This window comes from Pseudomonas sp. ANT_J12 (genome assembly GCF_008370045.1).
Lineage (GTDB): Bacteria > Pseudomonadota > Gammaproteobacteria > Pseudomonadales > Pseudomonadaceae > Aquipseudomonas.
Genome location: NZ_VOBN01000006.1, coordinates 64,038 through 76,912 on the forward strand (window position 1 = coordinate 64,038; position 12,875 = coordinate 76,912).

Genomic DNA, 12,875 nt, shown 5'->3' on the forward strand with positions numbered 1-12,875 from the left:
TCGGGATTGCGCTTTATATAGACGGGCAGAGCCCGCACGGTAAACGTCACCATGTCGATATTGCAGGCCATCAGAACCTTCCTCTTTTACCTGCTGCTGGGCACCAGCTCGTTGCTCTGGTGCAGCCTGAGCTTTTTTATCGCGCCATTTCTGCCGTTCAAGGCGCGTTATCGCTTTATCAATGTGTACTGGTGCCGCTGCGCGCTGTGGTTGAGCAAAGTGTTCCTGGGCATCAGCTATGAAGTGAAGGGTGCCGAGAACGTGCCGGACCAACCTTGCGTGATTCAATCGAATCATCAGAGCACTTGGGAGACGTTCTTTCTCTCGGCTTATTTCGAGCCGTTGAGCCAGGTCCTCAAGCGTTCCCTGCTCTTTGTGCCGTTCTTCGGTTGGGCGATGGCGATGCTGCGACCGATCGCCATCGACCGCGATAACCCGAAAGCCGCGCTCAAGCATGTGGCGAAAAAGGGCGATGAGTTGCTGAAGGACGGCGTCTGGGTGCTGATCTTCCCTGAGGGCACTCGTGTTCCCTACGGCACTGTCGGAAAGTTCTCACGGGGCGGTAGCGCTTTGGCGGTCAACGCCGCACTTCCGGTGCTGCCGATTGCACACAATGCCGGCAAGTTTTGGCCGAAAACCGGTTGGGCAAAGAAGCAAGGCGTGATCACTGTGATCATCGGCGAACCGATGTACGCCGAGGGCAGCGGGCCGCGAGCCATTGCTGCGCTGAACGATCGAGTCCAGGCCTGGAACGAACAGATGCAACGCGATATGGGTTCGCTGCCACCGGCCCCTCAGGCCCCCGCCGCGACGGATCAAGTGGCTGTCTGAGATTCTGTGGATAACCTGTGTACCGTTTTGTTGAAAAACAGCGGATTTAGTCTGTATAGCTATGATTTATATACATATTTCTTAAGCTCATAAAATTCCGGAAAAGGTGCATAAGTTTTTTTCGGACGTAAAAAAACCGGCTGATATAGCCGGTTTTTTTATGCCCGCGATTTACTGATCCAGCAGGGGAAAATGCAGGCTGAAACGGGTGCCTTTGCCCACCTCACTCTGGCACTCGATCTGCCCACCGTGGTGATCCACCACGGCTTTAACCATCGACAACCCTAATCCCACGCCATCAATACCTTGAGCCGAAGAAAAGCGTCGGTACTGGTTGAACAGCTCAGGCAACTCATGGGCGGCGATGCCTTTGCCTTGATCGGCCAGTTCACACTTCAGCCATCCTGCACTGCAACTGACTTGCAGACTGATGCGCGTGCCGGCATCGCTGTACTTGATGGCGTTCTCCAACAGGTTGAACAACGCACGGGTCAGCAGCCCCTGATCGGCCATGATCAGGCTTTCCTGGGCATCGTCCTCCAGGTAATGGACCAACTCGATCTGTTTCAGCTGCGCGATGCTCAGGGCCTGGTCGAACACATCCAGCACCAGCATGGCGAACAGACTGGGCTGGAATTCATAGGTCTCGGACTCGGCTCTGGCTAATTGCACGAAACCGTCCGTGAGGTCCAACGCCCTGCGCACCTGGCGCTCGATCTGATCGAACAGCTGCGTATCGCCGCCGATTTGCTGGCGATGCACATCGAGCAGGGCCAGGATCGCCGAATGCGGCGCGCGCAGGTCATGGGACAAAAAACGCAGCAGCACGCCACGTTGTTCCTCGGCATCGCGTTCGACACTCAGGTCGGTCAGGCTCAGCAGCCAACCGATCGGCGTCTCACCGTCCACTGGCAGCAGTGCAGCACGCTCCAGGCGCAGGCTACGACCCTTGATATCCCTGAACTCGACCAGGGCCAAAGTCGACAAGGGCGGTCGCGATCCATCGAGCAGTTCCGGGTAACCCAGGCGCGCCAATTGCTCGAGCACGTCATCACCGGCCAGCTCAGCGCCAAACACGTCTCGAGCGTTGCGGTTGCCGAGCAAAATCCGGCCTTGGGGATCGCTGATCAACGTCGCGACCGGCAAATATTCCAGGCCATCGGCGATAAAGCGTCGCGTGTCGCGAGTGCGACTCATGGCTTGTTCCAGGGCCATGATTTGCCGCTGCAAATGATCCCCCGTAGGAAACTGCACGCGGCGGCGCTCCGGGAACACTTTCGGTTCGTTGTCCAGACGGGCCAGCTCCCAGCCGAAATAGGTCAGCACCACGCTCAGTCGCCGCCAGTTCCAGATCAGGTAACCGAACAACATGCCCATCAGGCTCGCTGTCGGGGACCACCACCAACGCAACTCGGCCAGACCGGCGCTGATCAGTAGCGCGCAACTCATGCCGCCCAAGGTCAACCAAAGCGCCAGGCGCGGGCGCAGCAACATTAAGCCGAGTACACAGGCCACCAGGCTAACCGAGATCAACGCTCCCATCGCGCCCGAACCTTCGGGTCCATCCGATTGGGCGCTGTAGGAAAGCAGCGCCGTCAGCGGCAGCAGGGTCAGACTTATCCACAACCATTCACGGACCAATTGCCGGAACAAACGCTGAACTTGAGTGGGCTCGCGACTCTCGCGGCGACGCTGATTCGTCATGGAAAAAAAGGATAGGGGAGGGGCCGGGGAATTAGGTTCATGAGTCACTGGTCTGATTGGTAGATTGAACCTGGAGAATCATAGCGGACGACGACCAATGGGGCGCCGCTTACTTTCGCTCCCCAGGCCGAGCCGGTATCGTCTACCGCCCACCCGCCATCAAGGAACTGCCGCACATGCGCGTCGCGATACTGGACGATGAACCCGCCGAATTACGCCGGGTGGAACAGACCCTGCGGCAAATGGCCGAACCGGGCGAACAGCCCTGGTCATTGCACAGCTTCGAGCGCGGGGAAGACCTGTTGCGTCAGCTACGCCGGGAAACCTTCGACCTGTTGATCCTCGACTGGCAACTGCCGGACCTCAGCGGACTCTCGCTGCTGCGCTGGACCCGCGAACACATGGACGCGCCGCCAGCGGCCATCATGCTCACCAGCCGCGACGCCGAGAGCGACATCGTCCAGGCTCTGAATGCCGGGGCCGACGACTACGTCAGCAAACCGTTCCGCCCCAACGAATTGAAAGCCCGGGTCGCTGCCGTGTTGCGCAGACATAGCCAGCAACGGGCGACGGCCACCGAAGCCTTGAGTTTCAATGACCTGGTATTCGACGACGCCGAACTGACCGTCACCCGCGCCGGCACGCCAATCGGCATGACCGAGCGGGAATACAGCCTGGCCCGTTGCTTGTTTACCAATCTCGGCCGGCCATTGTCCCGGGAGTATCTGTATGGGCGGTTCTGGAGTCATGAAGAGATGGTGTCTTCACGGCCGCTGGACACGCACATTTATCGCCTGCGCAATAAATTGGGGCTGACGGCGGATCGGGGTTGGCAGTTGCTGACGATTTATGGGTATGGGTATCGGTTGGAGAGTGTGGGCCCCACAAACGAATGAGATCAAAAGATCGCAGCCTTCGGCGGCTCCTACATTTGAAATGCAATATCTGTAGGTGCTGCCGAAGGCCGTGAACTTTTGATTTTCCCGAAACCATAAAAAAGGCCAACGCATGTGCGTTGGCCTTTTTCGTTTTGGCGCTGCCGCTGGATCAGAAGTCCAGGTTGGAAACCGCCAAGGCGTTGCTTTCGATGAAGTCACGACGGGGTTCGACCGCATCACCCATCAGGGTGTTGAAGATCTGGTCCGCGCCAATGGCGTCTTCGATGGTCACTTTGAGCATCCGGCGCTGAGCTGGGTCCATGGTGGTTTCCCACAGCTGATCCGGGTTCATCTCGCCCAGACCTTTGTATCGCTGGATGGTGTGACGCTTGGTGCTTTCAGCCATCAGCCATTCAAGGGCTTCCTTGAATTCGGTGACCGGTTTCTTGCGCTCGCCGCGCTGGATGTACGCGCCGTCGTCGAGCAAAGTGCTCAGTTGAGCTCCCAGGGAAACGACAGTTTTGTAATCGTTGCTGCCGAAGAAGTCGCGGTTGAACGTGATGTAGTTCGACAGGCCGTGGGAGATCAGTTCGACCTCTGGCAGCCAGACGTTACGTTCACGGTCTTCACGCAGGCTGGCTTTGTAGACCAGGCCGGACTTCTCGACGGTACGCAGGCGAACTTCGAACTTGGCCATCCAGTCTTGCATCACTGCGTGATCGGACAGTTGCTCCAGGGTGACAGCAGGCAGGTAAATGAAGTGCTCGGTCAGTTCCTGTGGGTACAGGCGCGACAGACGCTTGAGGGTCTTCATGACCAGACGGAAGTCATTCACCAGGCGCTCAAGGGCTGGTCCGGAGATACCCGGAGCGTCCTCGTTCAGGTGCAGGCTTGCATCTTCCAGGGCCGACTGCGTCATGTACTCTTCCATGGCGTCGTCGTCTTTGATGTATTGCTCTTGCTTGCCTTTCTTGACCTTGTACAGCGGCGGCTGGGCGATGTAGATGTAACCGCGCTCGATCAGCTCCGGCAACTGACGGAAGAAGAAGGTCAGCAGCAGGGTACGGATGTGCGAACCGTCGACGTCAGCATCGGTCATGATGATGATGTTGTGGTAACGCAGCTTGGCGATGTTGTATTCGTCACGGCCAATGCCGCAGCCCAGCGCAGTGATCAAGGTGCCCACTTCTTGCGAAGAGATCATCTTGTCGAAGCGCGCCTTCTCGACGTTCAGGATCTTGCCTTTCAACGGCAGGATGGCCTGGGTGCGACGGTTGCGACCCTGCTTGGCGGAGCCGCCAGCAGAGTCACCTTCCACGAGGTACAGTTCGGACAGGGCAGGGTCTTTTTCCTGGCAGTCAGCCAGTTTGCCCGGCAGGCCGGCGATATCCAGCGCGCCTTTACGACGGGTCATCTCACGGGCTTTACGCGCCGCTTCACGGGCACGGGCCGCGTCGATCATCTTGCCGACGACCAGCTTGGCTTCGTTCGGGTTTTCCAGCAGGAAGTCGGAGAAGTACTTGCCCATTTCCTGTTCGACCGCGGTCTTCACTTCGGAAGAAACCAGCTTGTCTTTGGTCTGGGAGCTGAACTTCGGATCCGGAACCTTCACCGAAATGATCGCGGTCAGGCCTTCACGGGCATCGTCACCAGTGGTGGCAACTTTGTGTTTCTTCGCCAGGCCTTCCGCTTCGATGTAGGTGTTCAGGTTACGCGTCAGTGCGGAACGGAAACCCACCAGGTGAGTACCGCCGTCGCGCTGTGGAATGTTGTTGGTGAAGCACAACAGGTTCTCGTTGAAGCTGTCGTTCCACTGCAGGGCGATTTCAACGCCGATGCCGTCTTCACGCTGGATGTTGAAGTGGAACACCTGGTTGACCGGAGTCTTGTTGGTGTTCAGGTATTCAACGAACGCACGCAGGCCGCCTTCGTACTTGAACAACTCTTCCTTGCCGCTGCGCTCGTCCTTGAGAACGATGCCGACACCGGAGTTGAGGAAGGACAGTTCACGAATCCGCTTGGCCAGGATGTCCCAGCTGAAATGGATGTTCTTGAAGGTCAGGTCGGACGGCTTGAAGTGAATCTGGGTACCGGTGGTTTCGCTTTCACCAACGATTTTCATCGGCTCTTTCGGAACACCGTGGATGTAGGTCTGCTCCCAGATCTTGCCGCTGCGGCGCACCGTGAGAACAAGCTCTTCGGACAGGGCGTTCACTACCGATACGCCCACACCGTGCAGGCCGCCGGAAACTTTATAGGAGTTGTCGTCGAACTTACCGCCGGCGTGCAGCACGGTCATGATGACCTCGGCTGCGGAAACGCCTTCTTCTTTATGTACGTCTACCGGGATGCCACGACCGTTGTCGCGCACGGTGATGGACTCATCCGGGTGGATAATGATGCTGATATCGTCGCAGTGGCCAGCGAGCGCTTCATCGATGGAGTTGTCGACTACCTCGAAGACCATGTGGTGCAGACCGCTACCATCGTCGGTGTCACCAATGTACATACCGGGACGTTTGCGTACGGCATCCAGGCCTTTCAGCACTTTAATGCTCGTTGAGTCGTAGGTATTCGTATTTTCTTCGCTCAATGCCTTCACTCCCGATGGTCGTGGGTCTGGGTGATACGGCCCTGTTCCACGTGGAACAGAGCGACTGGCGTTTCCGTCTGCCAGCCTTCCCTCAATAATTCGTGATCTACACAGGTGATAAACACCTGGCAGCGTAAGTCTTCCAGCAAGCGGCAAAGCGCACGGCGGTGTTGCTCGTCCAGTTCGGACGGCAGGTCATCCACCAGATAAATACACTGGCCGCGTCGGGCCTGGCTAACCAAGTGCCCCTGGGCAATCCGCAATGCACAGACCACTAACTTCTGCTGACCCCGGGACAAAATGTCCGCGGCGTTATGTGCGCCCAATCTAAGACGCAAATCAGCGCGTTGTGGTCCGGCTTGGGTATGACCCATTTGCTGATCCCGCTGCAGGGACCCGGCGAGCACTGCACTCAACTCGCGGTCCTTGTCCCATCCGCGGTAATAGCTGAGCGTCAAACCTTCGAGCTCAACCAGTTCGCTCAAGGTCTGTTCAAAGACTGGTTTCAAGGCTTTGATATAAGCGCGGCGGTATTCATCAATTTCTGCACTGGCCTGGCACAGTTCCCTGTCCCAAACCGCTTGCGAAACGGCGTCAAGTGTACCATGCCGCAGCCAAGAGTTTCTCTGGCGCAGGGCCTTCTGCAAGCGCTGCCAGGTGGACATGAATCGCGGTTCCACGTGGAACACACCCCAGTCGAGAAACTGCCGGCGAATCTTCGGCGCACCCTCCAACAGCCGGAAGCTGTCGGGGTTGATCAGTTGCAATGGCAGGATCTCCGCCAACTGCGCCGCGCTACGGGCGTTCTGCCCATCGATGCGGATCTGGAACTCGCCTTGTCGGTCCCTGGAAATCCCCAAGGCGCTGTGCCCGCCCTCGGACAATTCCACCTGCCCAAACACCGTGCACGCCAATTGCTCGTACTGAATGACGGGCAAAAGACGGCTGCTACGAAACGAACGGGCAAGCCCCAGCAGATGAATGGCTTCCAGAACACTGGTTTTGCCGCTGCCGTTGGCGCCGTAAAGAATGTTGATTCGGGGAGAGGGGGAGAAGGTCACCGGGTGCAGATTGCGCACCGCGGTGACCGAGACGCGACTTAAGGACATCTAGCTTCTGCTGAGCATGATTACAGACGCATCGGCATGACAACGTAAGCCGAGTCGTCGTTGTCGGACTCTTGCACCAGCGCACTGCTGTTGGAGTCGGACAGGATCAGGCGAACCTGCTCGGTGGTCATCACGCCCAGCACGTCGAGCAGGTAGCTCACGTTGAAGCCGATTTCCAGATTGCCGCCGTTGTATTCAACGCCGACTTCTTCTTCCGCTTCTTCCTGCTCCGGGTTGTTGGCCTGGATCTTCAACTGACCGTTGGCCAATTGCAGACGAATACCGCGGTACTTCTCGTTGGACAGGATCGCGGTGCGGCTGAAGGCTTCACGCAGGGCCTGGCGGTCGCCGAGTACCAGCTTGTCGCCGCCCTTCGGCAGAACGCGCTCGTAATCCGGGAATTTGCCGTCGACCAGTTTCGAGGTGAAGGTGAATTCGCCGGTAGTCGCACGGATGTGGTGCTGACCCAGGACGATGCTGACGAGGCCATCCGGCTCGGTCAGCAGGCGCGCCAGTTCAAGGATACCCTTGCGCGGCACGATCACCTGGTGACGATCCGGCTGACCGATGTCGGCCTTCATCGAGCACATGGCCAGACGGTGACCGTCGGTGGCCACGGCGCGGATGATGCCTTCGGACACTTCCAGCAGCATGCCGTTGAGGTAGTAACGCACGTCCTGCTGGGCCATGGCGAAGCTGGTGCGTTCGATCAGACGACGCAGTTTGCTTTGCTCCAGGCTGCAAGTCAGCGAACCCGGGCCTTCTTCCACCGTCGGGAAATCGTTGGCCGGCAAGGTCGACAGGGTGAAGCGGCTACGGCCAGCCTTCACCACGAGCTTCTGCTCATCGACCTTGATGTCGATCAGCGCGTCGTTCGGCAGGCTCTTGCAGATGTCCATCAGCTTGCGCGCAGGCACGGTGATGGAACCTGGATCAGCCGGCTCTTCGAGTTGCACACGACCGACAAGCTCGACTTCCAGGTCTGTACCGGTCAGCGACAGCTGCTGGCCTTCGACAACCAGCAGCACGTTGGAGAGCACCGGCAAGGTCTGTCGGCGCTCGACGACGCCTGCGACCAGTTGCAGGGGTTTCAACAGGGCTTCGCGTTGAATGGTGAAATGCATGGTCTAGTCCCTTGCCTTAATAAGCTGCGCTGGTGTTCATCAAGTGGTCAGTGTACGCAGCAGGTTCTTGTAGTCCTCGCGGATGTCCGCGTCGGATTCCTTAAGTTCGTTGATCTTGCGGCAGGCGTGCAAAACGGTCGTGTGGTCGCGGCCGCCAAACACATCGCCGATTTCCGGCAGGCTGTGGTTAGTCAACTCTTTGGAGAGGGCCATTGCAACCTGACGCGGACGTGCGACCGAGCGTGAACGACGCTTGGACAGCAAGTCGGAGATCTTGATCTTGTAGTACTCGGCGACGGTGCGCTGAATGTTATCCACAGAGACCAGTTTGTCTTGCAGCGCCAACAGATCTTTCAAGGATTCGCGAATCAGCTCGATGGTGATGTCGCGGCCCATGAAATGCGAGTGGGCGATCACGCGCTTCAGCGCGCCTTCGAGCTCACGGACGTTGGAGCGAATACGTTGGGCAATGAAGAACGCCGCATCGTGGGGCAGATCGACTTTGGCCTGGTCGGCCTTTTTCATCAGGATCGCCACGCGGGTTTCCAGCTCCGGCGGCTCGACAGCCACCGTCAGGCCCCAGCCGAAGCGGGACTTGAGGCGCTCTTCGAGGCCTTCGATTTCTTTCGGGTAGCGGTCACTGGTGAGAATGACCTGCTGGCCACCTTCAAGCAGGGCGTTGAAGGTGTGGAAAAACTCTTCCTGGGAACGTTCCTTGCGAGCGAAGAACTGAATGTCATCGATCAGCAGGGCGTCCACCGAACGGTAGAAGCGCTTGAACTCGTTGATCGCGTTCAGCTGCAGCGCCTTGACCATGTCGGCCACGAAACGCTCGGAATGCAGGTACACGACCTTGGCATTCGGGTTCTTCTTTAATAGGTGGTTACCCACAGCGTGCATCAAGTGGGTCTTACCCAAGCCGACGCCACCATAAAGGAAGAGCGGGTTGTAACCATGCTTCGGGTTGTCCGCCACTTGCCAGGCCGCAGCCCGGGCCAGTTGGTTGGACTTACCTTCGACGAAGTTCTCGAACGTGAACGTTCGGTTCAGGTAGCTGGTGTGCTTGAGCGCGCCTTCCACCTGGACGGTGCGTTGTTCGGCGCGAACCGGGGCCTGTTGCGAACTGGCGCCGGCCATTGGATCGAAACTGTCGCGGGATGGCTCTTCACTGACGTCGGCAATCTTTTGGGTTGCGCGTTTGGTCTGTGTGGCGGCCGGGGCAGGCGCGGGTGCGCTGACCGGTGCCTGGGAGACTTGCGCCTGGGACGCCGCAGCGGCCAGCGGGGCGTTGGGTGCCGCACGCGGGGCCGAACTGCGTTTGCTGCCTATTAATAAGGAAAGCACCGGCGCCATGCCATTGCCATGCTCATCCATCAGTTCGAGGACGCGGCCCAGGTACTTTTCGTTGACCCAGTCGAGAACAAAACGATTCGGTGCGTAGACACGCAACTCATCGCCTTCGGCTTCGACCTGTAGTGGACGGATCCAAGTGTTGAATTGTTGGGCAGGCAGCTCATCGCGCAAAAGCTCCACGCACTGCTGCCAAAGTTCCACTGACACGGATATCCCCTAAGTTGAAAGCCGGTGAGGCAAAAACAAGCGGCCATTGTAGCGGCCAGACGCGCACTTATCCACATGCAGGTTGCGCACAGCCCATGAATTATCAACGCGTTAACTACTTAAAAGGCGACCAGCGGTATGTGCATAAGCTCTGTGGATAACCGCCCATGAGGGCACTGGACAAGTGGGGGGTAAACTCGGTGGATAACTGGCCTGTGGATAACTTGCCATTCCACACACAGCTTATCCGACAGCGCAGCACAGGCTGACCACCGTTTTCCACCGTAGTTGTCATTCCCTGTACAGCACGGATTAGAAGGGCTAAAGGCAGTTATCCACAGCAGAAGGCGTCCCTAGCTTTTATAAGCTTTACAGAAAAGCTTTAAATAATTCCCTTCTTTATTTCTATATCTAGCGAAGGAGCGTCGGGCGAGAAACCCCTGGAGATCTATTTATAAGGAAACGCTGGTTGGAAATTGACCTAGAGGCTTGCTTTCTCTAGAATCCCCGGTCTCTTAAAACGGGGGCCATTCCGGCCCGTTGTGGACGAACCAGGTAACACGACAATGAAACGTACTTTCCAACCAAGCACTATCAAACGCGCTCGTACCCACGGTTTCCGTGCTCGCATGGCTACCAAAAACGGTCGTGCCGTCCTGTCGCGTCGTCGCGCCAAAGGTCGTGCGCGTCTGGCAGTTTGATAATCCGGCACTGGAGGTGAGTCAGGACTTCAGTCGGGACAAGCGTTTGCTTACGCCCCGGCATTTCAAAGCAGTCTTTGACTCCCCTACCGGCAAGGTTCCGGGGAAAAATCTCCTGCTCCTTGCGCGCAACAACGATCTTGATCACCCCCGTCTCGGGCTGGTTATCGGGAAAAAGAGCGTAAAGCTCTCCGTCGAGCGCAATCGCCTCAAACGTCTGATGCGCGAATCGTTTCGCCTGAACCAGGATTCACTGGTCGGTTGGGACATTGTTATCGTCGCGCGCAAAGGTTTGGGGGACGTAGAAAACCCCGAATTGATTCAGCATTTCGGCAAACTCTGGAAGCGTCTGGCACGCAGCACGCCAGTACCAGCAGTTAAAACCGAAACTGTAGGGGTAGACAGTCCTGATGCGTAAACTGGCACTCGTTCCGATCCAGTTTTATCGCTATGCCATTAGTCCCCTGATGGCCAGTCACTGTCGTTTCTACCCCAGTTGTTCCTGCTACGCGTACGAAGCCATAGAAAATCATGGCCTTCTGCGCGGTGGCTGGCTGGCCTTTCGTCGTTTAGGTCGCTGTCATCCGTGGAATCCCGGTGGTTATGACCCGGTTCCGCCTATCCCTACCTCCCGTTCTTCTTCGATGGCCGAGTAATCATGGATATCAAACGCACGATCCTGATCGTCGCCCTGGCAATCGTGTCCTACGTTATGGTTCTTAAATGGAACCAGGACTATGGCCAGGCTGCCCTGCCGACTCAGAATGTTGCTTCCAGTACTACCGCACCGGGCCTACCGGACACGGCGACTGGCAATAATGCTTCTGTCAGTGACGACATTCCCCGCGCCGCAAGCGATACCAGCACTGCACCTGCCGAAACTCCGGTAGCTGTCAGTAAAGACCTCATCCAGATCAAAACGGATGTGCTCAACCTGGCCATCGATCCACAAGGTGGTGATGTTGCCCAGCTGACGCTGCCGCTGTATCCGCGTCGCCAGGACCATCCGGAAATTCCATTCCAGTTGTTTGATAACGGCAACGAGCGGACTTATCTGGCCCAGAGCGGTTTGATCGGCGCCGACGGTCCGGACGCAAGTCCAACCGGTCGTCCGGTTTACGCTTCGGAGAAGAAGATTTATCAGTTGGCTGACGGTCAGGACCAATTGGTCGTGGACCTGAAGTTCAGCAAGGACGGCGTCAACTACATCAAGCGTTTCACCGTGAAACGTGGCCTGTATGACGTAACCGTTTCCTACCTGATCGACAACGAAAGCGCCAAGCCTTGGTCCGGCGCGATGTTCGCGCAACTGAAGCGTGACGCCAGTTCCGATCCTTCTTCCAGCACGGCCACCGGCACCGCGACTTACCTGGGCGCCGCCCTGTGGACAAGTAACGAGCCGTACAAGAAAGTGTCGATGAAGGACATGGACAAGGCTCAGCTAAAAGAAACCGTGAACGGTGGTTGGGTTGCCTGGTTGCAACACTACTTTGTGACCGCGTGGATTCCGGCGAAGGGCGAAAACAATGTCGTCCAGACCCGTAAAGACAGCAAAGGCAACTACATCATCGGTTACACCGCTCCGGCAGTGACCGTTGCGCCAGGTGCCAAAGGTGAAATCAGCGCTGTTCTGTACGCCGGCCCGAAAAGCCAGGCTGTGCTGAAAGAGTTGTCCCCAGGTCTGGAACTGACCGTCGACTACGGCATTCTGTGGTTCATTGCCCAGCCAATCTTCTGGTTGCTGCAACATATCCACGCCATTGTCGGTAATTGGGGCTGGTCGATTATCTTCCTGACCATGCTGATCAAGGGGCTTTTCTTCCCTCTGTCGGCTGCCAGCTACAAATCCATGGCGCGCATGCGTGCAGTGGCACCGAAACTGGCATTGCTGAAAGAGCAGCATGGCGACGACCGGCAGAAAATGTCCCAAGCCATGATGGAGCTGTACAAGAAAGAGAAAATCAATCCGCTGGGCGGCTGCTTACCGATCCTGGTGCAGATGCCAGTTTTCCTTTCGCTGTACTGGGTTCTGCTGGAAAGCGTGGAAATGCGCCAAGCGCCATTCATGCTGTGGATTACTGACCTGTCGATCAAGGACCCGTTCTTCATTCTGCCGATCATCATGGGTGCAACCATGTTTATCCAGCAGCGGTTGAACCCAACGCCTCCGGATCCGATGCAGGCCAAGGTGATGAAGCTGATGCCAATCATCTTCACCTTCTTCTTCCTGTGGTTCCCGGCGGGTCTGGTGCTGTATTGGGTAGTCAACAACTGCCTGTCCATCAGCCAACAGTGGTACATCACGCGTAAGATCGAAGCGGCTACCAAAAAAGCCGCTGCGTAACTTACTCTGTGGATAACCACTCAAAACGCCC

General features: G+C 57.3%; 11 protein-coding genes. 6 read left to right on the forward strand and 5 right to left on the reverse strand.

Annotated features, from left to right (window positions below; translation table 11 throughout):
* The first annotated feature begins 51 nt into the window (after positions 1-51).
* Positions 52-831 carry a 1-acyl-sn-glycerol-3-phosphate acyltransferase gene (locus tag FQ192_RS15175; protein ID WP_149659331.1) on the forward strand — a complete coding sequence of 260 codons (780 nt, stop codon included), beginning with the start codon at positions 52-54 and terminating at the stop codon, positions 829-831.
* A 171-nt stretch (positions 832-1,002) separates the two neighbouring features.
* Here FQ192_RS15175 and FQ192_RS15180 read toward each other — a convergent pair whose 3' ends face one another.
* Positions 1,003-2,535 carry a HAMP domain-containing sensor histidine kinase gene (locus tag FQ192_RS15180; protein WP_149659332.1) on the reverse strand — a complete coding sequence of 511 codons (1,533 nt, stop codon included), beginning with the start codon at positions 2,533-2,535 and terminating at the stop codon, positions 1,003-1,005.
* 176 nt (positions 2,536-2,711) lie between these two features.
* On the opposite strand from FQ192_RS15180, the gene FQ192_RS15185 reads away from it, so the two are divergent.
* Complete coding sequence (locus FQ192_RS15185; protein ID WP_149659333.1) at positions 2,712-3,431, forward strand: response regulator transcription factor; 720 nt, start codon at positions 2,712-2,714, stop codon at positions 3,429-3,431.
* A 151-nt stretch (positions 3,432-3,582) separates the two neighbouring features.
* Here the strand turns inward: FQ192_RS15185 and gyrB are convergent, their stop codons facing one another.
* From gyrB to dnaA, 4 genes are read right to left on the reverse strand one after another with little or no spacing between them, the layout of a single operon-like run.
* On the reverse strand, positions 3,583-6,006 hold the full coding sequence (gyrB, locus tag FQ192_RS15190) for a DNA topoisomerase (ATP-hydrolyzing) subunit B (RefSeq protein WP_149659334.1): 2,424 nt from the start codon (positions 6,004-6,006) through the stop codon (positions 3,583-3,585).
* Between the two features lie 5 nt (positions 6,007-6,011).
* Complete coding sequence (recF, locus tag FQ192_RS15195) at positions 6,012-7,115, reverse strand: DNA replication/repair protein RecF (protein ID WP_149659335.1); 1,104 nt, start codon at positions 7,113-7,115, stop codon at positions 6,012-6,014.
* Between the two features lie 20 nt (positions 7,116-7,135).
* Positions 7,136-8,239, reverse strand: coding sequence for a DNA polymerase III subunit beta (gene dnaN / locus FQ192_RS15200; protein ID WP_054048133.1), 1,104 nt, complete (start codon positions 8,237-8,239; stop codon positions 7,136-7,138).
* 39 nt (positions 8,240-8,278) lie between these two features.
* Positions 8,279-9,799 carry a chromosomal replication initiator protein DnaA gene (dnaA, locus tag FQ192_RS15205; protein ID WP_149659336.1) on the reverse strand — a complete coding sequence of 507 codons (1,521 nt, stop codon included), beginning with the start codon at positions 9,797-9,799 and terminating at the stop codon, positions 8,279-8,281.
* A gap of 566 nt (positions 9,800-10,365) precedes the next feature.
* Between dnaA and rpmH the strand changes: the two genes are divergently transcribed.
* The 4 genes from rpmH to yidC are packed head-to-tail and all read left to right on the forward strand — an operon-like array spanning position 10,366 to position 12,844.
* Positions 10,366-10,500, forward strand: a complete 135-nt coding sequence (rpmH, locus tag FQ192_RS15210) for a 50S ribosomal protein L34 (RefSeq protein WP_003213577.1) — start codon at positions 10,366-10,368, stop codon at positions 10,498-10,500.
* 16 nt (positions 10,501-10,516) lie between these two features.
* On the forward strand, positions 10,517-10,918 hold the full coding sequence (rnpA, locus tag FQ192_RS15215) for a ribonuclease P protein component (RefSeq protein ID WP_218585769.1): 402 nt from the start codon (positions 10,517-10,519) through the stop codon (positions 10,916-10,918).
* A complete protein-coding gene (yidD, locus tag FQ192_RS15220; protein WP_080761984.1) occupies positions 10,911-11,156 on the forward strand; it encodes a membrane protein insertion efficiency factor YidD in 246 nt (81 codons plus the stop codon). The genes rnpA and yidD overlap by 8 nt, the downstream gene beginning before the upstream one ends.
* A 2-nt stretch (positions 11,157-11,158) precedes the next feature.
* Positions 11,159-12,844, forward strand: a complete 1,686-nt coding sequence (yidC, locus tag FQ192_RS15225) for a membrane protein insertase YidC (RefSeq protein ID WP_149659338.1) — start codon at positions 11,159-11,161, stop codon at positions 12,842-12,844.
* Positions 12,845-12,875: the final 31 nt, after the last annotated feature.

What these genes read in the sequence shown, in the direction of transcription:
- FQ192_RS15175 (WP_149659331.1), top strand. Translation starts at nt 52, where the DNA reads ATGTCGATATTGCAGGCCATCAGAACCTTCCTCTTTTACCTGCTGCTG.
- FQ192_RS15180 (WP_149659332.1), bottom strand. Translation starts at nt 2,535, where the DNA reads ATGACGAATCAGCGTCGCCGCGAGAGTCGCGAGCCCACTCAAGTTCAG.
- FQ192_RS15185 (WP_149659333.1), top strand. Translation starts at nt 2,712, where the DNA reads ATGCGCGTCGCGATACTGGACGATGAACCCGCCGAATTACGCCGGGTG.
- recF (WP_149659335.1), bottom strand. Translation starts at nt 7,115, where the DNA reads ATGTCCTTAAGTCGCGTCTCGGTCACCGCGGTGCGCAATCTGCACCCG.
- dnaN (WP_054048133.1), bottom strand. Translation starts at nt 8,239, where the DNA reads ATGCATTTCACCATTCAACGCGAAGCCCTGTTGAAACCCCTGCAACTG.
- rpmH (WP_003213577.1), top strand. Translation starts at nt 10,366, where the DNA reads ATGAAACGTACTTTCCAACCAAGCACTATCAAACGCGCTCGTACCCAC.
- yidD (WP_080761984.1), top strand. Translation starts at nt 10,911, where the DNA reads ATGCGTAAACTGGCACTCGTTCCGATCCAGTTTTATCGCTATGCCATT.
- yidC (WP_149659338.1), top strand. Translation starts at nt 11,159, where the DNA reads ATGGATATCAAACGCACGATCCTGATCGTCGCCCTGGCAATCGTGTCC.